The sequence below is a fragment of the Streptococcus oralis subsp. tigurinus genome (assembly GCF_002096275.1).
In the GTDB taxonomy this organism is placed as follows: Bacteria; Bacillota; Bacilli; order Lactobacillales; family Streptococcaceae; genus Streptococcus; species Streptococcus oralis_CN.
In genome coordinates, this window is sequence record NZ_NCUG01000016.1 from 177,867 (window position 1) to 199,077 (window position 21,211).

Here is a 21,211-nt window from a genome sequence, read left to right on the forward strand (position 1 = left end):
GGAGGAAAGAAATGGACTTGGGTGATAATGAGCTAACGCTGACCCCTATCCCTGGGAAGAGTGGCAAAGCTTATATGGGAAGCTACCCTGATGGGAAGCGCATTTTTGTAAAAATGAACACCTCTCCAATCCTACCTGGCCTAGCCAGAGAACAAATCGCTCCTCAATTACTATGGACTCGTCGTTTGCCAGATGGCAGTGATATGTGTGCTCAGGAATGGCTGACGGGCAAAATCTTGACCCCTTACGATATGAATCGCAAGCAGATTATCAATATCTTGAACCGTCTTCACCGCTCGCGTCCCTTGATGAAGCAGTTGAGCCGTTTGGGATATACCATGGAAACACCAGTTGATTTGCTACGTTCTTGGCAACAAGGAGTTCCAGAAATCTTGCAACAGAATCACTACTTGAATAGTGTGATTGCTGAGCTAGGTAAGACGGTTCCGGGTTTTAGGGAAGACCATGCAACGATTGTGCATGGAGATCTTCGCCATAGTAATTGGATTGAGACAGAGAGTGGACTTGTTTATCTAGTGGATTGGGATTCGGTTCGTCTGACGGATCGTATGTTTGATGTGGCGCATTTGCTATGCCACTACATTCCGGATCATCAGTGGCGCCAATGGTTGAGAGACTACGGCTATAAGTACAATCAGACAGTGTTAGATAAATTGTATTGGTATGGTCAGTATTCTTACTTGAACCAGATTGCCAAATACTGTGAAAATCAAGATTTAGACAATGTAAACCGGGAGATTTATGCCTTGCGTGTCTTCCGTGACAAGTATGGAAAGAAGAGATGAGAGTTAGAAATCGTAAAGGGGCGACAGAATTACTAGAGGCTAATCCCCAGTATGTGGTCCTCAATCCCTTGGAAGCAAAAGGGAAATGGCGAGACTTGTTCGGAAATGATCATCCTATTCATGTTGAAGTTGGGAGTGGGAAAGGGGCCTTTGTATCTGGAATGGCCAAACAAAACCCTAACATCAACTATATCGGGATTGACATCCAAAAGTCGGTATTAAGTTATGCCTTGGATAAGGTATTAGAAGTTGGAGTATCTAATATCAAGTTGTTGTGGGTAGATGGTTCAGATTTGACGGACTACTTTGAAGACGGTGAGATTGATCGTCTCTACCTAAACTTTTCAGATCCTTGGCCTAAAAAGCGCCATGAAAAGCGTCGTTTGACTTACAAGAGTTTCTTGGATACCTTTAAGCGTATCTTGCCTGAGAATGGGGAAATCCATTTCAAGACAGATAACCGTGGCTTGTTTGAGTACAGTCTAGTGAGTTTTTCTCAGTACGGCATGAAACTCAATGGGGTTTGGCTAGACTTACATGCCAGTGATTTTGAAGGCAATGTCATGACAGAGTATGAGCAAAAATTCTCCAGCAAAGGTCAAGTGATCTACCGAGTTGAGGCAGAATTTTAAGAAATAGCTTGAAAACCAGCTGTTTGAGTGCTTATGCTTTACATAAATTGACAAACGTGCTATACTGATAGTAAGAATATGAGAAAGAGAGGCGGGGAAATATCTTCGCCTCTTGCTTATGAGGAGGTGGACGCAATCGCAACAATCGTAGAATTAGTCAGAGAAGTTGTAGAACCTGTCATCCAAGCGCCTTTCGAGCTCGTGGATATCGAGTATGGAAAGATTGGCAGTGACATGATTCTCAGTATTTTTGTAGATAAACCCGAAGGAATTACCTTGAACGACACGGCAGACCTGACAGAAATCATCAGTCCTGTTCTTGATACTATCAAGCCTGATCCCTTCCCAGAACAATATTTCCTAGAAATCACCAGTCCAGGCTTGGAACGTCCTTTGAAAACTAAGGATGCCGTCGCTGGAGCAGTTGGAAAATACATCCATGTCGGGCTCTACCAAGCCATCGACAAGCAGAAAGTCTTTGAGGGAACCTTGTTGGCCTTTGAAGACGATGAGTTGACTGTGGAGTATATGGACAAAACACGTAAGAAAACTGTCCAAATTCCATACAGTTTAGTATCAAAAGCACGTTTAGCAGTAAAATTATAGAAAAGAAAGGATAGCTTTTGAAGATTCAAAAGTGAAGAAAACATGAGTAAAGAAATGCTAGAGGCCTTCCGCATTTTGGAAGAAGACAAGGGAATCAAAAAAGAAGACATCATCGACGCAGTAGTAGAGTCGCTTCGTTCCGCTTATCGCAGACGTTATGGTCAATCTGATAGCGTAGCCATCGACTTCAATGAAAAAACAGGTGACTTTACAGTTTATACTGTCCGTGAAGTGGTTGATGAAGTATTTGATAGTCGTTTGGAAATCAGCTTGAAAGATGCCCTTGCCATTAATTCAGCCTATGAGCTTGGTGACAAGATTAAGTTTGAAGAAGCACCAGCTGAGTTTGGTCGTGTAGCAGCCCAATCTGCCAAACAAACCATCATGGAAAAAATGCGCAAGCAAACACGTGCCATCACATATAATACTTACAAAGAACATGAGCAAGAAATCATGTCAGGTACAGTAGAACGTTTTGACAACCGTTTCATCTATGTTAACTTAGGTAGCATCGAAGCCCAATTGTCAAAACAAGACCAAATCCCTGGAGAAGTTTTTGCTTCTCACGACCGTATCGAAGTCTATGTTTATAAGGTCGAAGACAATCCTCGTGGCGTCAACGTCTTTGTTAGCCGTAGCCATCCAGAAATGATCAAACGCTTGATGGAGCAAGAAATTCCCGAAGTCTACGATGGAACTGTCGAAATCATGAGCGTAGCCCGCGAAGCTGGTGACCGTACTAAAGTTGCCGTTCGCAGCCATAATCCAAACGTGGACGCTATCGGGACAATCGTTGGACGTGGTGGTGCTAACATCAAGAAAATCACCAGCAAATTCCACCCAGCTCGTTACGATGCCAAGAGTGACCGCATGATTCCTGTCGAAGAAAACATCGACGTTATTGAGTGGGTAGCAGATCCAGCTGAGTTTATCTACAATGCCATCGCACCTGCAGAGGTTGACCAAGTTATCTTTGATGAAAACGACAGCAAACGTGCCTTAGTCGTTGTGCCTGATAACAAGCTTTCTCTTGCCATCGGTCGTCGTGGACAAAACGTTCGCTTGGCAGCTCACTTGACGGGTTACCGTATCGATATCAAGTCTGCAAGTGAGTTTGAAGCTATGGAAGAAGCAGGTCAAGTCGATTACGCAGTTGCGGATGAATTGATCGAAGAATAAAAGCTGCTAGAGGAGGGAAAGATGAAAACAAGAAAAATCCCTTTGCGCAAGTCTGTTGTATCTAACGAGGTGATTGATAAGCGTGATTTGCTCCGCATTGTCAAGAACAAAGAAGGAGAGATCTTTATCGATCCGACAGGCAAGGCCAATGGCCGTGGCGCTTATATCAAGCTAGACAATGCAGAAGCCCTAGAGGCAAAAAAGAAGAAAGTCTTTAACCGTAGCTTTAACATGGAAGTGGAAGAAAGCTTTTATGACGAGTTGATCGCCTATGTGGATCACAAAGTAAAAAGAAGAGAGTTAGGACTTGAATAAGCAAAAGATAAGCAATCTCTTGGGACTTGCTCAACGAGCAGGTCGAATCATATCAGGTGAGGAATTGGTGGTCAAGGCCATTCAAGACCAGAAAGCCAAGCTAGTCTTTCTAGCCCATGATGCTGGCCCCAATCTAACCAAGAAGATTCAAGATAAAAGTGACTATTATCAAGTAGAAGTTATAACCGTGTTTTCAACACTGGAATTAAGCATAGCAGTCGGGAAACCGAGAAAGGTTTTGGCTGTGACCGATGCTGGATTTACAAAGAAAATGAGGTCTCTTATGGAATAGAAGAGGAGGACATGATTTGTCTAAGAAAAGATTGTACGAAATCGCAAAAGAACTTGGAAAAGAAAGTAAAGAAGTTGTAGCGCGTGCAAAAGAGTTGGGCTTGGATGTAAAAAGCCACTCATCGAGCGTGGAAACCGCTGCTGCTGAGCAAATTGCTGCCAGCTTTAAGTCTGCATCCGCTCCTAAGGCAGAAGCAAAACCTGCAGCAGCAAAAGCAAGTGTAGAAAAGAAAGCGGAAAAACCAGCGTCAGCTAAATCAGTTGTCACGAAGGAAGAAAGCAAACCAGCTACACCTGTAGCTCCTAAGGAAGAAAAAGTGGTGGCTGCAAGACCACAGAGTCGAAACTTCAAGGCGGAGCGTGAGGCACGTGCCAAAGAGCAAGCAGAGCGACGCAAACAAAATAAGGGCAACAACCGTGACCAACAACAAAACGGCAACCGTCCGAAAAACGACGGCCGTAATGGTGGCAAACCTGGTCAAGGAAACCGCGACAATCGCCGTTTTAACGACCAAGGGAAGAAACCACAAGGTCAAGGAAATCGTGGCAATGATCGCCGTCAGCAACAAGACTTCCAGCCAAAACCAGCTGGACCACGTGTTGACTTTAAAGCCCGTGCGGCAGCCCTAAAAGCAGAGCAAAATGCAGAGTACGCACGCTCAAGCGAGGAGCGCTTCAAGCAATCGCAAGCTGTCAAAGAAGCCTTGGCTCAAGCTAATAAACGCAAGGAGCCTGAAGAAATTTTTGAGGAAGCTGCTAAGTTAGCTGAACAAACTCAGTCAGCCGTAGCAGTAGCTCCTGTAGCTAAAGAAGCGCCAGTGGATACACGTCGTAAAAAACAAGCTCGACCAGACAAAGAACGTGACGATTATGATCACGAAGAAGATGGTCCTAGAAAACAACAAAAGAATCGAAGTAGTCAGAATCAAGTGAGAAATCAAAGAAATAGTAACTGGAATAACAACAAGAAAAATAAAAAAGGGAACAAGCAAAACAACCGTAACCAAACTCCAAAACCTGTTACAGAGCGTAAGTTCCACGAATTGCCAACAGAATTTGAGTATACAGATGGTATGACTGTTGCGGAAATCGCAAAACGTATCAAACGTGAACCAGCTGAAATCGTTAAGAAACTCTTTATGATGGGTGTGATGGCCACACAAAACCAATCCTTAGATGGGGAAACCATCGAACTCCTCATGGTGGATTACGGTATCGAAGCAAAACAAAAGGTTGAAGTGGATAATGCCGACATCGAACGTTTCTTTGTCGAAGATGGTTACCTCAATGAAGATGAATTGGTTGAGCGTCCACCAGTTGTAACCATCATGGGACACGTTGACCATGGTAAGACAACCCTTTTGGATACCCTTCGTAATTCTCGTGTTGCGACGGGTGAAGCGGGTGGTATCACTCAGCATATCGGTGCCTACCAAATTGTGGAAAATGGCAAGAAGATTACCTTCCTTGATACACCTGGACACGCGGCCTTTACATCTATGCGTGCGCGTGGTGCCTCTGTTACCGACATTACCATCTTGGTTGTAGCGGCAGATGACGGGGTTATGCCTCAAACTATCGAAGCCATCAACCACTCAAAAGCAGCGAACGTTCCAATCATCGTAGCCATCAACAAGATTGATAAACCAGGTGCCAACCCAGAACGTGTTATCGGTGAATTGGCTGAACACGGTGTCATGTCAACTGCCTGGGGTGGAGATTCTGAGTTTGTCGAAATCTCAGCTAAATTCAACCAAAACATCGATGAACTCTTGGAAACGGTCCTACTTGTAGCTGAAATCCAAGAACTCAAGGCCGACCCAACAGTGCGTGCGATCGGTACCGTTATCGAAGCTCGCTTGGATAAAGGAAAAGGTGCGGTCGCAACCCTTCTTGTGCAACAAGGTACTCTGAATGTACAAGACCCTATCGTTGTCGGAAATACCTTCGGTCGTGTCCGTGCCATGACTAATGACCTTGGTCGCCGTGTTAAGGTTGCAGGTCCATCAACACCAGTTTCTATCACAGGTCTAAACGAAGCGCCAATGGCGGGTGACCATTTTGCTGTTTACGAAGATGAAAAATCTGCGCGTGCAGCAGGTGAAGAACGTGCGAAACGTGCTCTTATGAAGCAACGTCAAGTAACTCAACGTGTCAGCCTTGAAAACCTCTTTGATACGCTTAAAGCAGGCGAGCTCAAGTCTGTTAACGTCATCATCAAGGCCGACGTACAAGGTTCAGTTGAAGCCCTTTCTGCCTCGCTTCAAAAGATCGATGTAGAAGGTGTCAAAGTTACCATCGTTCACTCAGCGGTCGGTGCCATTAATGAATCTGATGTGACTCTTGCGGAAGCTTCAAATGCCTTTATCATCGGTTTCAACGTACGCCCTACACCACAAGCTCGTCAACAAGCAGAAGAAGATGATGTAGAAATCCGTCTCCACAGTATTATCTACAAGGTTATCGAAGAGATGGAAGAAGCCATGAAAGGAATGCTTGATCCAGAATTCGAAGAAAAAGTTATCGGTGAAGCAATCATCCGTGAAACCTTCAAGGTATCTAAAGTGGGAACCATCGGTGGATTCATGGTTACGAGTGGTAAAGTTACCCGTGACTCTAAAGTCCGTGTTATCCGTGACGGTGTCGTTATCTATGATGGTGAACTTGCAAGCTTGAAACACTACAAAGACGACGTTAAAGAAGTTACAAACGGTCGTGAAGGTGGATTGATGATTGATGGCTACAATGATATCAAGACTGATGATGTGATTGAGGCCTATGTCATGGAAGAAATCAAACGTTAAGATTTTTGCTCCTTTCTTAGGTGGTGAGGGACGCAAGCAAACCGATGGTTTCATTGCTTATTTTTGAGCCTAAGGTCTCAAAAATCCCCTGTGATGGGACTGATAAATCAGTTCCATCACTTTCACCACAGTGAAGGAAGCAGGTGATTTCAAATTGAACGTCGTTTCAATTTGAATTAAAAATCAAGAAATTTAAAAATAGCTAGGTCTGCTGGCCTAGCTTTTGGTTCAAAGTAGAGAAAGGAATATCATGGCAAATCATTTTCGTACGGATCGTGTGGGCATGGAAATCAAGCGTGAAGTCAATGAGATTTTGCAAAAGAAAGTCCGTGATCCGCGTGTCCAAGGTGTGACTATTACAGATGTTCAGATGCTGGGTGATTTGTCTGTTGCCAAGGTTTACTACACCATTTTGAGTAACCTTGCTTCGGATAACCAAAAAGCTCAAATTGGGCTTGAAAAAGCAACTGGTACTATCAAACGTGAACTTGGTCGCAATTTGAAATTGTATAAAATCCCAGATTTAACCTTCGTCAAGGATGAGTCCATTGAATATGGAAACAAAATTGACGAGATGCTACGCAATCTGGATAAGAACTAAGAAAGAGGGGATACCCTCTTTTTTGGTGGAGAAATGGCAATAAAAAATACTGGAGAATCTCTCTAGAGTAAAAAATTGTTAAAAAGCTTTATAAAACTCAGCTTGTATGATAGTATAGAAATTGGAAAGAGTAATATGAAATGATTTTTTATCAATAACTAGCTAGTCTGGTATAGCAATCGGCTAGAAACTGCAGTTAGAAAAGGAAAGATAATATGGGATTCATTAAAATGCTAGCCAAGACTTATGGGAATTACTTTTTTGTGATGCAAAGCGTCAAAGTTCTGAAAAACATGAAAAAAGATGACAATGCTTTAGTAGGTTTTGGGAAAGTACTGCTTGCTGACAAGCTGATGGATGTAGCCCAGTGGCTCGCAAAACCAGATGATAAGGAATAACTTGAAATGAAAGAAACTAGCAGGAACTCCGCTGCTAGTTTTTTAATCTCTTCCCATATGGTATAATATAAGCAGTAAAATCATTTTATACTCAATGAAAATCAAAGAGCAAACTATGAATCTAGTCGCAGGTTGCTCAAAACAGTGTTTTGAAGTTGTGGATAGAACTGACGAAGTCAGTAACCATACCTACGTTAAGGCAACGCTGATGTGGTTTGAAGAGATTTTCGAAGAGTATTAGAACATACATGGAGGTCGTCATGGATAATATCATCGATGTGTCAATTCCCGTTGCAGAAGTAGTGGACAAGCATCCAGAAGTCTTGGAAATTCTAGTGGAGCTAGGTTTTAAACCACTTGCCAATCCCTTGATGCGCAATACCGTCGGTCGCAAGGTATCGCTTAAACAGGGTTCGAAGCTCGAAGGAACTCCTATGGACAAGATTGTCCGCACACTGGAAGCGAATGGTTACGAAGTGATTGGATTAGATTAATGGCAGATGAACGGATTCATATCTTACGGGATATTTTGTTAGAATTGCATAATGGTGCCTCTCCTGAGTCAGTTCAGGAGCGTTTTGATGCGACCTTTACGGGTGTCTCAGCTATTGAGATTTCCCTCATGGAACACGAGCTGATGAACTCAGACTCAGGTGTCACCTTTGAAGATGTTATGGAGCTCTGTGATGTCCATGCCAATCTTTTTAAAAACGCTATTAAGGGCGTCGAAGTGGAGGATACCGAGCATCCTGGTCACCCCGTTCGCGTCTTCAAGGATGAAAATCTGGCTCTCCGTGCTGCCTTAATTCGCATTCGGAGATTGTTAGATACCTATGAGTCTATGGAAGACGAGGAAATGCTTGCGAAGATGCGCAAGGGTTTGGTTCGTCAAATGGGGCTTTTGGGACAATTTGATGTCCATTACCAGCGCAAGGAAGAGCTCTTTTTCCCCATCATGGAGCGCTATGGACACGATTCACCTCCAAAAGTTATGTGGGGAATGGATGACCAGATTAGGGAACTCTTTCAAACAGCTCTAACGACAACCAAGTCACTACCAGAAGTGTCGATTTCCACTGTAAAGGAAACTTTCGAAGCTTTTGCGACAGAGTTTGAAAGTATGATTTTCAAGGAAGAGTCCATCCTTCTCATGATTCTCCTTGAGTCTTTCACCCAGGATGACTGGATTCAGATTGCGGAGGAGAGCGATGCCTACGGCTATGCCATCATCCGTCCGTCAGAGAAATGGGTGCCAGAACGACAGAGCTTTGTTGAGGAAAAGAGTGCAGAGGAGCCAGTACAACTAGACACGGCAGAAGGTCAAGTTCAGCAAGTTATCGATACACCAGAAGGCCAGTTTACCATTACCTTTACTCCTAAGGAAAAGGAAGCAGTGCTGGATCGTCATAGTCAACAGGCTTTTGGCAATGGCTATCTCTCAGTTGAGCAGGCCAACCTCATCCTCAATCACCTCCCCATGGAGATCACCTTTGTCAATAAAGACGACATTTTCCAGTATTACAATGACAATGCACCAGCTGATGAGATGATTTTCAAACGGACGCCGTCCCAAGTCGGGCGTAATGTAGAACTCTGCCATCCGCCCAAGTACTTAGACAAGGTGAAGTCTGTTATGAAAGGTCTTCGTGAAGGGGTCAAGGACAAGTATGAAATGTGGTTCAAGTCAGAGTCGCGAGACAAGTTTGTCCACATCACCTATGCCGCAGTGCACAATGAAAACGGGGAATTCCAAGGCGTGCTAGAATATGTTCAGGACATCCAGCCCTATCGTGAGATTGATACGGACTACTTCCGTGGATTAGAATAAGGAGAATCAATGAGTTACGAACAGGAATTTATGAAGGAATTTGAAGCTTGGGTCAATACCCAGATCATGATCAACGACATGGCGCACAAGGAAAGTCAGAAGGTTTACGAAGAAGACCAAGACGAGCGTGCCAAAGATGCCATGATTCGCTACGAAAGCCGCTTGGATGCTTATCAGTTCTTGCTTGGTAAGTTTGAAAATTTCAAGGCAGGTAAGGGATTTCATGATTTGCCAGAGGGCTTGTTTGGCGAGAGAAACTATTAATCGTTGCAAATCAAAAAGTGCGTATGAACGCACTTTTTCTGTTTATACGTGATGTGTGTGTTTGGTAATCCATTGTTCCATTTTGATATGCAATCAGAATGAATAGATGCCCAAAGTGATGATGGTGAGCAAGAACCACTTGATCCAGTTCCCGAATAATTGAGAACCTGTTCCGTCAAAATAGAGGCGACGTCCATCGATGACAGTGCGCTTAACTTTCCAGTTTTGCATCATACAAACTGCCCAAGGCGTAGCGATTCCAATAGTAAAGCCTATGATAATCATGGCTAGGATAGCATATCTAACCTAGCTCAAAAGACCACCATCAAAGTAACTTTCATTATTCATATTGTTCTCCTTATCAGCTTTTTATGTGAATTAATCTTGCACATTACTGCATATTTTATCGAGAAGTTGAATCATTGTCGAATTAGATTGAAAGAAAAAACGGCTAGATTTTTAAGAACAATCTCGTTTCCTTTCTTGATTTTTTTCCAAAATCTTGATAGAATATCTTTATTAAATCCTTGTCAAAACAGGGATTTTTTATTGAAAGGATTTTATCATGTCAAAGAAACTCCAACGTAAAAAACAATTAAGAAACAGCCTTCGCCGTTCAGGTGCATTTTCAACTACAGTGACCAAGGTTGTCGAAGAAACAAAAAAAGTTGTGAAGCATGCAGAAAAATCTGCTAGTGAAGCGGGAAAAGTTGTCTCTAAAAAAGTGGAACAAGCAGTAGAAGCGACCAAGGAACAAGCTCAAAAAGTGGCGAATTCAGTAGAAGATTTTGCAGCGACTTTGGGTGGCCTCTCAGTAGATCGTGCTAAGACTTTCTATGATGAAGGCATTAAGTCGGCTGCTGATTTTAAAAACCGGACTGAAAAAGAACTCCTTGCTTTGAAAGGAATCGGTCCAGCTACCATCAAGAAATTAAAAGAAAACGGCATCAAGTTCAAGTAATTTTTCTTGCCCCTTGCATTTCCGTCAAAAACTTGTTAAAATAAAGCCATTAGAGGTGTTTTGGATCCCACATTTTACAGAAAGTGGCGGTGCTGAGAAGTCCACAAATGTGTCAAAACTGGTTGCTGATGGATAAAAATGAAATAAACAAAGATGCGGGCCTTGCCCGAAATTGGGTGGTACCGCGGATAAACACATTCGTCCCTGTCATGAATATGGCAGGGGCGATTTTTTGTAGAAAGCGAGGGAGAAGGATGACAAGAGCAGAGTTGCCAGAACGAATCGAAACAGAACGTCTTCTTTTACGAGTCCGAACAGTGGATGATGCAGTGGATATCCATGCCTATGCTAGTCTCCCAGAGGTCGCCTATCCAGCAGGCTTTCCGCCCGTCAAGACCTTGGAAGATGAGATTTATTATCTGGAGCATATTCTGCCTGAGCGTAATGAAAAGAACAATCTCCCAGCGGGCTATGGAATTGTCGTTAAAGGAACCGATAAGGTCATTGGTTCTGTCGATTTCAATCATCGACACGAAGACGATGTGCTGGAAATTGGCTATATCTTACATCCAGACTATTGGGGTCTAGGTTATGTTCCAGAGGCGGCACGTGCCTTGATTGACCTAGCGTTTAAAGAACTTGATCTTCACAAGATTGAACTGACTTGCTTTGGTTATAACCTTCAAAGTCAACGAGTTGCGGAGAAACTTGGCTTTACCCTTGAAGCTCGTATCCGAGACCGCAAAGATGCTCAAGGCAATCGCTGTGATGATTTGAGATACGGCTTGCTGAAGAGTGAGTGGGAGGAATAAGATGAGCGATGTAAAAAAGGAAGTAAGCTCTTTATCTGAGGAACACTTACGTCAAATCGATGTGGAGTACGCTGAATTAAATGATAGTGATATTATCGAGCGATTAGCTTATTTAGAAATTAACAACAATGAAAAACGTATTGTCATCTCTGATATTAAACCAACCAAAGAGATAATGTCAGTTTCAAACCAAATTTTTGAGATTCAAAAAGATTTTCAAAAAATCAAGAATATGTTCGAATTGTTTATTACAGATGTCTCGGATTTTTTAAGTATTAAGAATAAACTTGAGTCAAAGGAATTGAAAATTGAAGAGGCAGACGTGAATCGTTTCATGATTCATTTATTATCCAGTGGAAAATTATTCGTTGATTTTAATGAAAACCAAATCAAACAGAAATATTCCGAGGATAGTGAGGAATTTGATTGTATACATAGGTTTGCAAGCTATCAGTATGATACGAACTTTGCTTATCGATTTTGTCATTCTTTGAGGAACTATTCCCAACATATTGACTTACCAATAAATGAAGTAAAAGCTGTTAGTCCAGATGATGAAACCATTTTAGTCGATTTCTATATTGATTTAGATTATCTTTTAAATTCCAACTTTAAATGGAAAAAATTGAAAATGGAATTGATAGAACTAAACAGAAAAACATCTAAGATTGATGCTATAACTCTAGTTAAAGAATACTTTAATTCTCTCACAGAGCTCTATGGTAATTATAACGAATTATTTTTAAAGTTAAACCATAATACATTAGTCGATATTAAGTCAAAGTTGGAATCATTAAAATTGAAACATATAAGATATTATATTTCAAAGATAAGCAAATACGATCTTAAATATAATCCTGAAAACTATACACTGTCACCACTTGCAGCATTTGCAGAAATTGATGAGATTTATATTGAATTATCAAAAATTGGTTTGGTAAATATTGTAAATAAAAACAATTAAGGAGAACACACATGTCTAAAGAACTTTCACCTAAATACAATCCAGCCGAGGTTGAGGCTGGTCGTTACCAAAAATGGCTTGATGCCGATGTTTTCAAGCCTTCAGGCGATCAAAAGGCCAAGCCTTATTCAATCGTCATTCCACCACCAAACGTAACTGGTAAACTTCACCTTGGTCACGCTTGGGATACAACTTTGCAAGATATCATCATCCGTCAAAAACGCATGCAAGGTTTCGATACACTTTGGCTTCCAGGGATGGACCACGCCGGTATTGCCACTCAGGCTAAGGTTGAGGAGCGCTTGCGCGGTGAGGGCATTAGCCGTTATGACCTTGGTCGTGAAAAATTCCTCGACAAGGTCTGGGAATGGAAAGACGAATATGCCACTACTATCAAGGAACAATGGGGCAAGATGGGGCTCTCTGTAGACTACTCTCGCGAGCGTTTCACTCTTGATGAAGGTCTGTCAAAAGCCGTTCGCAAGGTCTTTGTCGAACTTTACAAGAAAGGCTGGATCTACCGTGGTGAGTTTATCATCAACTGGGACCCAGCAGCTCGCACAGCTCTTTCTGATATCGAGGTGATTCACAAGGATGTGGAAGGTGCATTCTACCACATGAATTACATGCTAGAAGACGGCTCACGCGCCCTTGAAGTTGCGACAACTCGTCCTGAGACTATGTTTGGGGATGTTGCGGTTGCAGTCAATCCAGAAGACCCACGCTACAAGGACTTGATTGGAAAAAACGTCATCCTTCCAATCGCTAATAAATTGATCCCAATCGTTGGAGACGAACACGCAGATCCTGAATTTGGTACTGGTGTCGTGAAAATCACGCCTGCCCACGATCCAAACGACTTCTTGGTTGGTCAACGTCACAACTTGCCGCAAGTCAACGTCATGAACGACGACGGAACTATGAATGAGCTTGCCTTCGAGTTTGCAGGTATGGACCGTTTTGAAGCTCGTAAGGCAGTCGTTGCCAAGTTGGAAGAAATTGGTGCCTTCGTTAAAATCGAAAAACGTGTCCACAGTGTTGGTCACTCAGAGCGTACAGGTGTTGTGGTTGAACCACGCTTGTCTACTCAATGGTTCGTTAAGATGGACCAATTGGCTAAGAATGCTATTGCCAACCAAGATACAGAGGACAAGGTAGAATTCTACCCACCTCGTTTCAACGATACCTTCCTTCAATGGATGGAAAATGTTCACGACTGGGTAATCTCTCGTCAGCTCTGGTGGGGTCACCAAATCCCTGCTTGGTACAATGCTGAGGGTGAAATATATGTCGGCGAAGAAGCTCCAGAAGGTGAAGGTTGGACTCAGGACGAAGATGTCTTGGATACGTGGTTCAGTTCGGCTCTTTGGCCATTCTCTACCATGGGCTGGCCGGATGTCGACTCAGAAGACTTCAAACGTTATTATCCAACATCAACTTTGGTGACTGGTTATGATATTATCCCGTTCTGGGTATCTCGAATGATTTTCCAAGGTTTGGAATTTACTGGCAAATCGCCATTCAAAAATGCATTGATTCATGGTCTGATTCGTGACGAGGAAGGCCGTAAGATGTCTAAATCACTGGGCAATGGGATTGATCCGATGGATGTTATTGATAAGTACGGAACAGATAGCCTGCGTTGGTTCCTTTCAAACGGTTCTGCACCAGGTCAAGACGTCCGCTTCTCTTACGAGAAAATGGATGCCTCATGGAACTTCATTAACAAGATCTGGAACATCTCTCGCTACATCCTCATGAACAATGAAGGCTTGACTCTTGACCAAGCAACTGCCAATGTCGCAAAGGTTGTCAATAAGGAAGCTGGAAATGTCACAGACCGCTGGATTCTCCACAACCTCAACGAAACTATCGGCAAAGTCACTGAAAACTTTGATAAGTTTGAGTTTGGTGTAGCTGGACACATCCTCTACAACTTCATCTGGGATGAGTTCGCGGACTGGTACGTTGAGTTGACCAAGGAAGTCCTTTATAGCGAAAATGCAGAAGAGAAAGTCATCACACGTTCTGTTCTCCTTTACACCTTGGACAAGATCCTTCGTCTCCTTCACCCAATCATGCCATTCGTGACAGAGGAAATCTTTGGGCAAATCTCAGAAGGTTCTATCGTTACAGCAGCATACCCAACTGTCAACCCAGCCTTTGAAGATCTTGCTGCCCACACTGGTGTTGAAAGCCTCAAAGACTTGATCCGTGCCGTTCGGAATGCGCGTGCGGAAGTAAACGTAGCACCAAGCAAGCCTATCACCATCCTTGTGAAGACAAGTGATAGCGACTTGGAAGCCTTCTTTAATAGCAATGTCAACTACATCAAACGCTTCACAAATCCAGAACACTTGGAAATCGCATCAAACATCCCTGCACCTGAACTCGCAATGTCAAGCGTCATCACAGGAGCAGAAATCTACTTGCCACTCGCTGACCTCCTCAATGTCGAAGAAGAATTGGCTCGTCTCGACAAAGAACTCGCTAAATGGCAAAAAGAACTGGATATGGCCGGCAAGAAGCTCTCTAACGAACGCTTCGTAGCCAATGCCAAACCAGAAGTCGTCCAAAAAGAACGCGACAAACAAGCCGACTATCAAGCTAAATACGACGCTACCGTAGCACGTATTGATGAGATGAAGAAGTTGGTGAAATAAACACAGAAACACGGTGGAATGCCGTGTTTTTTGGTATAATGGTAATGAGTATAATTTAAAGAAAATGAATTGAATAAAGTGAGAACTGGGATGTACAGATATGCGGATTATATTAATGAATATGGAAGGATTATGCAATTCAATAAGAATAAGGAACTTTGTATACATAGATGGTATCCTTTTGTTGAGGGGTACTCCAAAGAATTTATTGAGTCAATAGTAAACGAGCAAAACCAGAAGGTGGATTTATGTTTGGAACCGTTTTCTGGAAGTGGTACAACTGCTTTAGAGTTATCTACAAAAGGAATAAATTGTATATCATTTGAGGTAAATCCTTTTATGTTTACCTTATCCAAAGCTAAACTAAAAGTTTCTTTATATAAACACAGTACTATCAAGTCGCATATTTTAAAAATGAAAAAGTACATAGTTTATTTAGATGATGATAAGATTAATCTATATAGTGGATTTTCTACTTTAATTGAGGGAAAAGAAAAGAAGAAATGGAATATAGATCGTGAAGTTTTTATTGCAATTGAAAAAATAAAGAGTGCTATTGATAATTTGTCGACAACTTTATATAAGGAAATTTACATTGTTTGTTTAGCAAATATATTGTTAGAATATAGTAATTTATATCGAAATGGAAAATGTTTGTCTTACAAAAAAGGTTGGAAAGATAATCTATATTCACAAGAACAAGTAATAACTAGTTTTTTTAATTTTATTAATAATGTAATTATTGAGGATCTTAAGAAGCTTGAAACAAACAATTTCTCTAACCATAATTTATTGTTTTTAGGTGATGCTAGGAAATTAATTTTTGATAATGTGGATGATAACTCTATAGATTTAATTATTACTTCCCCTCCTTATCTAAATTCAAGAGATTATACAGATTCCTATATGCTGGAATTGAAAGCACTAAATTTTTTAACAAACTATAATGAAATAAAAAATTTACGAGAACAGACTATACGTTCACATGTTCAATTAAAAATACGCAATTTAAAAGGGATACAAAGTAGCATTCTTAAAGCTACAATAACTAAAATAGAATCCCTAAGCGGAAATTCAACAGTATGGAATACGGAAATTCCAAATATGATTATTGCTTATTTTGAAGATATGGAGACCATTTTTGGTGGAATGTATCAAAAGCTAAAAAAGGGGCGGCGGGTCTATTTTAATGTTTCGAATTCTGCTTATTTTGGAGTGTTAATTAATACTTTAGAGATTTGCTCTGAAATTGCTGAAAATATAGGATTTGAAGTTGTTGAAATAAGAAAAGCACGTTACTTAAATCCAAGTCCTCAGCAGAAGGATAAGATTGGCAAATTACTTGAAGGTGTAATAGTATTGGAGAAATAATACGATGGAATTTAACTACTACTTACCAAAGATTAAACGGCTAAAAATTGATAATTTTGATTTGTATAAATGTCCTCTTGAAATAGACTTATCAGATAAATTAAATATTATATTTGGAACTAACGGTTTGGGAAAAACAACGTTGCTAAACATAATAAGATACTCGGTAATAGGTCCCTACAAAGGAAGAGAAAGAGTTAGAAATTATAAAGATCAGCAAAAATCCAGACGTCCTATGTTTGATAGAGATTATTTTAAAAATCGAATGCAAGTTCCTTTAAATGAGGCAGAAGTTGAAGTTGAATTTTCTATTGCGAATGATACATTTGTAACCAAGCATAGTTTATATTCACATAGGCTAATTAGTTTTAGCGTTAATGGAAAAAAAGAGGAAGAAAGAGAGAAAGAACTGGATTATGAGAAGTATGAAAGAAAATACTTTTCTTCAATCAATGATAAACAACTAAGCGAATCTTTAATTAATAAGTATCATAAAGAGTTAATTAAATCTTCAGGTTTTCCAGATATAAACTCATTTATTTTGATGTTAACTGAGATAATGTTTTTCTCGGAATCAAGAAATTTTGTGTTTTGGGATGAAAATCTTAGTAAATTGGTTTTGAGTAAGTTTATGCCAAAAGAGAAGTATTTTGAATATAGTGAGACTCAGAAATTGATAAAAAAATATGATAGCCAGGCTAGGTTGAGATCATATAAAATGTCAATGGTAAAAGAATTTTTAGGAGAGGACTTAAATAAATCTGACTACAACGTATACTCCCTTAAAGATTTGGAAGATGTGGAATTTAAAATTAAGACGATCAATACAAAAATTCATGAATATAGAGAACTCTTAAACAAAAGAACTCAAGAAAGACTCCAGAATAGAGCAGAAATAGATAGACTTAGAGCAGAACTTGCAGTTCTTGAAAACAAATGGTATAGGAATATTTTTCCTAATGACTATCAAGACTTTTATGATAAATTTACTCCAATTTTAAGTTCGGGAGTATGTCCATTCTGTGGAACTGAACATATTGATTTTCACATTGATATTTTAGAGTGTTTTTTTTGTAAGAGTAGGATAAATATTAATACAGATGTAGATTTAACAGAAATAGAGATAAAGCAAAAGAATCTACAAATTAAAAAGAAAACGTTAGATTTAAGGTATGAGGAGTTGAACAAAGAAATTGAGGTTATTAACAACTCAGTAAAAGATGGAGAAAGTGAACTTTTTGAAGTAACTAAAGAAAAATTAAAAATTAAAAGAAAAATGGATAGTGTGCCTAATGATAATCTTGAGAAATATAACCAATTGAATCGTGAAAAAGAGCTATTTTTAAATAAATTAGAGGAAACTAAGAAAAAAGAAAATCAATTAGCAGATGATATCGATCAAAGCATAAAAAGTGTATTTTTAAATTTTAGTAAAATATTTTACAAGTACGCCTATTCTTTTTTAGGAAATGATTCAAATATTAGATTAGAATTAGTTGGTAGTGGAGAGAACACGCTTTTTAAATTCTTTTTAAATAATTCAGCACGAGAAAGCGAAGAATCACTGTCAGAGTCACAAAGAATTTTCATTGATATGGCTTTCAGGTTAGCTACACTAGAGTTTTTTCATAAAGATACTTATTTTATGAGTGAAACACCTGATAGTACTCTAGATTATTTATTTGAAGAAAATGCGGTCGATACTTTTAATAGTTACTTAGAATCAGGGAATACTTTATTTCTTTCTGCCAATGCTCGTAATAGTTCATTGGTAAGCTCGCTCATAAAGAAAAATAGTTCAATTAAAATTATTAATTTATTAGATATTTCAAGGCATGCAAATAAACAGTATAAAGAGATAGAAGAATTGGATATTTACAAATTGCTAAGGAGATAGTATGAATAAAAAACTGTATTATTATATGTTGCTTTTTTTATATTCGCTTAGACTTAAAAACAATATAACAAAAAATTCACTTTTTCGTTATATTTATATATTCATGGTTTCAAATTCATTCTTGAATGATGATGAAAGTGAAATTCTAGATGAATTGATAATTGATCCTAAAGTTGGAACAGTTAATACATTTCAAATGGAAGCCACATTGAAACTTCTAAGCTCTCAAGACTATATTTCCCTCAATAGTTTTAAAATCAACATTTGTGATAAATTGCTAACAGAGTGTAGTAAAAATCAGGAAAGATCTAAAAAATTTAAGGATGACTTAAAATCAGTTGCTTACTTTGTAAATATGATTTCATCATATAGTGATGAGATTGTTTTGTCTATTTTTTTTAATGAACCAAATATTGAAGATGCCTTGAGTAGAAATAAAACTAAGATTTCATTGAGTAATAACCAACTTTATAAATTATTGGAAAACTTTCAGAATAGAGCAAAATCATCTAATGTTGATCTAGACAAATACGATGTATTTATTGCTTGGTTAGACTATATTTTCGAAGAATATCTGAAAGGAAAAGAGATAAATGCTTGATGCTGAAAAATTTTTAGAAAGAGCTTCAAAGACAGAAAGTGTAATTAGTGAGACTAAATTATTAGATATCTTTGCCGAGCATAATAAAGTTGTCGTTATCTGTACACAATCGAATCTAAGTATTACAGAAAAATTGGATGAGTTATTGTCAGAAATACTGGTCTTACCTATTGCTAAGATACATTGTATCGATATAAATGAATCTGAATTCACTTCTGAGGAAATAAGCTCACGTAAAATTTCTGATTCTGAGTTTATTAATATGGTTTTAGATATTTCTAGAAAAAAGAATTGCATTGTCTATGCTGTTAATGAAGGGATAAAACTAATTGCTCAAAATGGTGTGATAAACACAGAGGTAGAGGCATGCTTAGCAAAAACTAAAACAATGCAAGATCAATTAAATTTACTAAGGCCAATTTCAGAATTAAAAGAAGTGTTTGAAACCTTTAATGTAGAGTGTCAATATAAAGAGTACTATTATAGCAAATGTTTCAATTCCAAAGGTAGAATTAAAGCTGAGATAAAAGAGCAGGAATTACGTAATATTTTATTAGAATTTTTAAGAAATAAAATGAAGGGGGAAGTTTCTATCGAATACTGCACATCGATTATAAGAGATGAGGAATCCGTGGATATATATTTAAATGATGGCCAGGAACAAGCAATTATAGAAGTGAAATTTTCATTTTTAAGGTCTATTTATGAAGGAAAAAGTCATTATAAATTACAAGATAAATGTCTACTAGGAATTGAACAACTTGATAGATATGCAAAACATTTACAAGAAGATAACAGGTTAGTCGAGTATGGTTTTATTTATATGTTTTTTCATAACGCGAATAACGAACAAGAACTTTTAGATGTTGAAACATATATCCATAACTACGTTGACGGTAAAACTTTGTCTAATGCATTTTATTCGATTTATCAAAAAATAATTTTTAATAATCTTGCACTCTGGAAAAGTAAACTGTAGATAATAAATGCTATCTAGTATATTTCTTTACTTACAGATATCCTATATTTGCTTAATAGATTAAAATACAGATCTTTCCTATGAGGAATTTAATATATTTTATATTACCAATAAGTATTTCTTATTTTTTATAATTAAATTATTTTCTAATATTTATATGTCGATAGATGTGTTTTTTGCTGATATTTCAATTCCTTATATGTTCTATTACTAATACTGAATAGTTACTTCATCATTAGAATAAATTTTTTAGACAGTATTTTTATATTAAGCTTTATGTAAATATTTTAGAAATCAGCTTACTACACAGTAAACTCAGTCAATTCATGCCAGTACAACCCCACCTCACGACGTAGCAAAGAAATAAAAAGTCCTGTCACTTTCTCCCATTTAACCTTTGACTATTCCGCAAAATTATCGTACAATAAAGAGTACATGATAAAATGAGGTCAGAGTCTGTTAACTCTGGCGATAGTAGTAAAAATGAGGAGAAACGCTTTGGAATTAGAAGTATTTGCTGGGCAAGAAAAAAGTGAACTATCTATGATTGAGGTGGCACGTGCTATCTTGGAACTTCGTGGTCGCGATCATGAGATGCATTTTAGCGATCTTGTAAACGAAATTCAAAACTACCTTGGAACATCAAACAGCGATATCCGCGAAGCTTTGCCTTTGTTCTACACAGAGTTGAACTTTGACGGTAGCTTCATCTCTCTTGGAGACAATAAATGGGGTCTTCGTTCATGGTATGGTGTGGACGAAATCGACGAAGAAATCATCGCTCTTGAAGAAAGTGACGACGATGAAGTGGCACCAAAAGCTAAGAAGCAGCGTGTCAATGCCTTCATGGATGGAGATTCAGATGCGATTGACTACAATGCAGATGATCCAGAAGACGAAGATGTATACGAAGCAGATCCAGCTCTTTCATACGATGATGAAAATCCAGATGATGAGAAAAATGAAGTGGAAGCTTATGATGCGGAAATCAACGAAATCGCCCCTGATGACTTGGGTGAAGACGTGGATCTCAACGAAGAAGACGACGAGTTTTCAGACGATGACGCTGAAACGAGTGAAGAAGAGTAAAATGCCTTTAAAAGGAGATCGCTGGATCTCCTTTTTTGTTGCTTGAGCAGGTCATCCGTTTGGATGTGGATCTTTAGTTTGTTTTCTGAAAGCAATCTTCTTTTTCATGTTTTACCAATTCGGGTTGACAAATGTTCTGCTTTAAGGTAT

Annotated in this window: 23 protein-coding genes; 22 read left to right on the top strand and 1 reads right to left on the bottom strand. The window is 39.1% G+C overall.

Annotated features, from left to right (window positions below):
- Positions 1-11: 11 nt before the first annotated feature.
- The 13 genes from ccrZ (at position 12) to B7725_RS03755 (ending at position 9,724) form a co-directional block, all read left to right on the top strand.
- Entirely contained in the window at positions 12-806 is a 795-nt protein-coding gene (gene ccrZ, locus B7725_RS03695) for a cell cycle regulator CcrZ (RefSeq protein ID WP_084874619.1), read from the top strand.
- The gene (gene trmB / locus B7725_RS03700) at positions 803-1,438 is read left to right on the top strand and encodes a tRNA (guanosine(46)-N7)-methyltransferase TrmB (RefSeq protein WP_084874621.1); all 636 of its coding nucleotides are present in this window, start codon (positions 803-805) and stop codon (positions 1,436-1,438) included. Before ccrZ ends, trmB begins: the two co-directional genes overlap by 4 nt.
- Positions 1,439-1,564: 126 nt before the next feature.
- Positions 1,565-2,044, top strand: a complete 480-nt coding sequence (gene rimP / locus B7725_RS03705; protein ID WP_000338690.1) for a ribosome maturation factor RimP — start codon at positions 1,565-1,567, stop codon at positions 2,042-2,044.
- A gap of 42 nt (positions 2,045-2,086) precedes the next feature.
- On the top strand, positions 2,087-3,223 hold the full coding sequence (gene nusA / locus B7725_RS03710; RefSeq protein WP_000032280.1) for a transcription termination factor NusA: 1,137 nt from the start codon (positions 2,087-2,089) through the stop codon (positions 3,221-3,223).
- 21 nt (positions 3,224-3,244) lie between these two features.
- On the top strand, positions 3,245-3,538 hold the full coding sequence (gene rnpM / locus B7725_RS03715) for an RNase P modulator RnpM (protein ID WP_000857555.1): 294 nt from the start codon (positions 3,245-3,247) through the stop codon (positions 3,536-3,538).
- On the top strand, positions 3,531-3,830 hold the full coding sequence (locus B7725_RS03720) for a YlxQ-related RNA-binding protein (protein WP_001041395.1): 300 nt from the start codon (positions 3,531-3,533) through the stop codon (positions 3,828-3,830). Before rnpM ends, B7725_RS03720 begins: the two co-directional genes overlap by 8 nt.
- Positions 3,831-3,846: 16 nt before the next feature.
- The gene (gene infB / locus B7725_RS03725; RefSeq protein WP_084874622.1) at positions 3,847-6,633 is read left to right on the top strand and encodes a translation initiation factor IF-2; all 2,787 of its coding nucleotides are present in this window, start codon (positions 3,847-3,849) and stop codon (positions 6,631-6,633) included.
- 250 nt (positions 6,634-6,883) lie between these two features.
- A complete protein-coding gene (gene rbfA, locus B7725_RS03730) occupies positions 6,884-7,234 on the top strand; it encodes a 30S ribosome-binding factor RbfA (RefSeq protein WP_001273601.1) in 351 nt (116 codons plus the stop codon).
- A gap of 215 nt (positions 7,235-7,449) precedes the next feature.
- Positions 7,450-7,632 (top strand): hypothetical protein, encoded by a 183-nt coding sequence (locus tag B7725_RS03735; protein ID WP_084874624.1) that lies wholly within the window; start codon positions 7,450-7,452, stop codon positions 7,630-7,632.
- Positions 7,633-7,747: 115 nt separating this feature from the next.
- Positions 7,748-7,873: a hypothetical protein gene (locus B7725_RS10195; RefSeq protein ID WP_275080624.1), complete on the top strand. Its 126-nt coding sequence runs from the start codon at positions 7,748-7,750 to the stop codon at positions 7,871-7,873.
- Between the two features lie 19 nt (positions 7,874-7,892).
- Entirely contained in the window at positions 7,893-8,126 is a 234-nt protein-coding gene (locus B7725_RS03745) for a DUF1858 domain-containing protein (RefSeq protein WP_000368739.1), read from the top strand.
- Entirely contained in the window at positions 8,126-9,460 is a 1,335-nt protein-coding gene (locus tag B7725_RS03750; protein WP_084874627.1) for a DUF438 domain-containing protein, read from the top strand. Before B7725_RS03745 ends, B7725_RS03750 begins: the two co-directional genes overlap by 1 nt.
- A 9-nt stretch (positions 9,461-9,469) precedes the next feature.
- On the top strand, positions 9,470-9,724 hold the full coding sequence (locus tag B7725_RS03755; protein WP_000119707.1) for a DUF1912 family protein: 255 nt from the start codon (positions 9,470-9,472) through the stop codon (positions 9,722-9,724).
- A 93-nt stretch (positions 9,725-9,817) separates the two neighbouring features.
- Here B7725_RS03755 and B7725_RS03760 read toward each other — a convergent pair whose 3' ends face one another.
- On the bottom strand, positions 9,818-10,009 hold the full coding sequence (locus B7725_RS03760) for a DUF898 domain-containing protein (protein WP_229035173.1): 192 nt from the start codon (positions 10,007-10,009) through the stop codon (positions 9,818-9,820).
- Positions 10,010-10,289: 280 nt separating this feature from the next.
- Here B7725_RS03760 and B7725_RS03765 point away from each other — a divergent pair, with 280 nt between their 5' ends.
- The 9 genes from B7725_RS03765 to rpoE all read left to right on the top strand — a co-directional run bounded on the left by B7725_RS03765 (position 10,290) and on the right by rpoE (position 21,061).
- Entirely contained in the window at positions 10,290-10,685 is a 396-nt protein-coding gene (locus B7725_RS03765) for a helix-hairpin-helix domain-containing protein (protein ID WP_084874630.1), read from the top strand.
- A 254-nt stretch (positions 10,686-10,939) separates the two neighbouring features.
- Positions 10,940-11,497: a GNAT family N-acetyltransferase gene (locus B7725_RS03770; protein WP_084874631.1), complete on the top strand. Its 558-nt coding sequence runs from the start codon at positions 10,940-10,942 to the stop codon at positions 11,495-11,497.
- 1 nt (position 11,498) lies between these two features.
- Positions 11,499-12,461 carry a ribosome-binding factor A gene (locus B7725_RS03775; protein ID WP_084874633.1) on the top strand — a complete coding sequence of 321 codons (963 nt, stop codon included), beginning with the start codon at positions 11,499-11,501 and terminating at the stop codon, positions 12,459-12,461.
- Positions 12,462-12,472: 11 nt separating this feature from the next.
- Positions 12,473-15,124 (top strand): valine--tRNA ligase, encoded by a 2,652-nt coding sequence (locus B7725_RS03780; protein WP_084874634.1) that lies wholly within the window; start codon positions 12,473-12,475, stop codon positions 15,122-15,124.
- 132 nt (positions 15,125-15,256) lie between these two features.
- Positions 15,257-16,495, top strand: a complete 1,239-nt coding sequence (locus B7725_RS03785; RefSeq protein ID WP_239823769.1) for a hypothetical protein — start codon at positions 15,257-15,259, stop codon at positions 16,493-16,495.
- 4 nt (positions 16,496-16,499) lie between these two features.
- Positions 16,500-18,392, top strand: coding sequence for an AAA family ATPase (locus tag B7725_RS03790; RefSeq protein WP_084874638.1), 1,893 nt, complete (start codon positions 16,500-16,502; stop codon positions 18,390-18,392).
- Between the two features lies 1 nt (position 18,393).
- Positions 18,394-18,993 (top strand): hypothetical protein, encoded by a 600-nt coding sequence (locus B7725_RS03795; protein ID WP_084874639.1) that lies wholly within the window; start codon positions 18,394-18,396, stop codon positions 18,991-18,993.
- On the top strand, positions 18,986-19,972 hold the full coding sequence (locus tag B7725_RS03800) for a hypothetical protein (RefSeq protein WP_084874640.1): 987 nt from the start codon (positions 18,986-18,988) through the stop codon (positions 19,970-19,972). Before B7725_RS03795 ends, B7725_RS03800 begins: the two co-directional genes overlap by 8 nt.
- Before the next feature lie 498 nt (positions 19,973-20,470).
- Positions 20,471-21,061, top strand: a complete 591-nt coding sequence (gene rpoE, locus B7725_RS03805) for a DNA-directed RNA polymerase subunit delta (RefSeq protein WP_162279003.1) — start codon at positions 20,471-20,473, stop codon at positions 21,059-21,061.
- The last annotated feature ends 150 nt before the right edge of the window (positions 21,062-21,211 follow it).

Excerpts from the sequence above, each read along its gene's own strand:
- B7725_RS03790 (WP_084874638.1), top strand. The coding sequence starts at position 16,500 with ATGGAATTTAACTACTACTTACCAAAGATTAAACGGCTAAAAATTGAT.
- B7725_RS03765 (WP_084874630.1), top strand. The coding sequence starts at position 10,290 with ATGTCAAAGAAACTCCAACGTAAAAAACAATTAAGAAACAGCCTTCGC.
- B7725_RS03755 (WP_000119707.1), top strand. The coding sequence starts at position 9,470 with ATGAGTTACGAACAGGAATTTATGAAGGAATTTGAAGCTTGGGTCAAT.
- B7725_RS03760 (WP_229035173.1), bottom strand. The coding sequence starts at position 10,009 with ATGATTATCATAGGCTTTACTATTGGAATCGCTACGCCTTGGGCAGTT.
- rnpM (WP_000857555.1), top strand. The coding sequence starts at position 3,245 with ATGAAAACAAGAAAAATCCCTTTGCGCAAGTCTGTTGTATCTAACGAG.
- B7725_RS03795 (WP_084874639.1), top strand. The coding sequence starts at position 18,394 with ATGAATAAAAAACTGTATTATTATATGTTGCTTTTTTTATATTCGCTT.
- ccrZ (WP_084874619.1), top strand. The coding sequence starts at position 12 with ATGGACTTGGGTGATAATGAGCTAACGCTGACCCCTATCCCTGGGAAG.
- B7725_RS03750 (WP_084874627.1), top strand. The coding sequence starts at position 8,126 with ATGGCAGATGAACGGATTCATATCTTACGGGATATTTTGTTAGAATTG.
- B7725_RS10195 (WP_275080624.1), top strand. The coding sequence starts at position 7,748 with ATGAATCTAGTCGCAGGTTGCTCAAAACAGTGTTTTGAAGTTGTGGAT.
- B7725_RS03785 (WP_239823769.1), top strand. The coding sequence starts at position 15,257 with ATGCAATTCAATAAGAATAAGGAACTTTGTATACATAGATGGTATCCT.
- B7725_RS03770 (WP_084874631.1), top strand. The coding sequence starts at position 10,940 with ATGACAAGAGCAGAGTTGCCAGAACGAATCGAAACAGAACGTCTTCTT.
- B7725_RS03800 (WP_084874640.1), top strand. The coding sequence starts at position 18,986 with ATGCTTGATGCTGAAAAATTTTTAGAAAGAGCTTCAAAGACAGAAAGT.
- rbfA (WP_001273601.1), top strand. The coding sequence starts at position 6,884 with ATGGCAAATCATTTTCGTACGGATCGTGTGGGCATGGAAATCAAGCGT.
- trmB (WP_084874621.1), top strand. The coding sequence starts at position 803 with ATGAGAGTTAGAAATCGTAAAGGGGCGACAGAATTACTAGAGGCTAAT.
- B7725_RS03780 (WP_084874634.1), top strand. The coding sequence starts at position 12,473 with ATGTCTAAAGAACTTTCACCTAAATACAATCCAGCCGAGGTTGAGGCT.
- B7725_RS03745 (WP_000368739.1), top strand. The coding sequence starts at position 7,893 with ATGGATAATATCATCGATGTGTCAATTCCCGTTGCAGAAGTAGTGGAC.
- B7725_RS03735 (WP_084874624.1), top strand. The coding sequence starts at position 7,450 with ATGGGATTCATTAAAATGCTAGCCAAGACTTATGGGAATTACTTTTTT.
- B7725_RS03775 (WP_084874633.1), top strand. The coding sequence starts at position 11,499 with ATGAGCGATGTAAAAAAGGAAGTAAGCTCTTTATCTGAGGAACACTTA.
- nusA (WP_000032280.1), top strand. The coding sequence starts at position 2,087 with ATGAGTAAAGAAATGCTAGAGGCCTTCCGCATTTTGGAAGAAGACAAG.